At 33.1% G+C, this 525-nt stretch carries 1 protein-coding gene; it reads right to left on the reverse strand.

Translation table 11 applies throughout. The features are described 5' to 3' along the window. Positions 1–129: 129 nt before the first annotated feature. Positions 130–411: a hypothetical protein gene (locus GBN19_RS15550; RefSeq protein WP_215903500.1), complete on the reverse strand. Its 282-nt coding sequence runs from the start codon at positions 409–411 to the stop codon at positions 130–132. Positions 412–525: the final 114 nt, after the last annotated feature.

Below are 525 nucleotides of genomic sequence, written 5' to 3' on the forward strand. Positions count from 1 at the left end.
AAAACAATATCTTATTTATTTTATTGTTGATTTTAATTTAAAATTATCCTGATTATGCCTACAGCGTATTACTGTGTTTTTTTAAAAAGTAGCCGTTTTTTTTTCCATCAGTCGGTTTGGCAATCAAGCTCATTCAATAGCAAAATTTGAGAAGTCTTGGCGAGAAAGGGTATAGACATCTTTTTGAGAAATATCATAGTTACAAATATGTTTTAAAGCCGCTTTCTTCGTTCCGGCAAATTCATCCCCAATTTCTTCGATATATTTCTCGATAAACTGATCTAAAGTTTTTGACACAGTTTTGGTTTCTGGGTTTAAAATATCGGGGTTAATTTGAATTTCAGCTTCTAGCTTTTTGATCCATTCTTTTGCTAATGATTCTTTGGTAAATGTCTTAGATTTTTGGAACACAGGTAAATCTTTCCGTTGGACACGTACTTGCGCTCGAAATCGCACTTTGCCATTGGAGTCTTCTCGCTTTGTAATTGTTCCAATATTTTTTGCACCCTACAATATTAGTTGCAC

Origin of the sequence: Acinetobacter brisouii (assembly GCF_008993995.1) — a bacterium.
Taxonomy (GTDB): Bacteria; Pseudomonadota; Gammaproteobacteria; order Pseudomonadales; family Moraxellaceae; genus Acinetobacter; species Acinetobacter brisouii_A.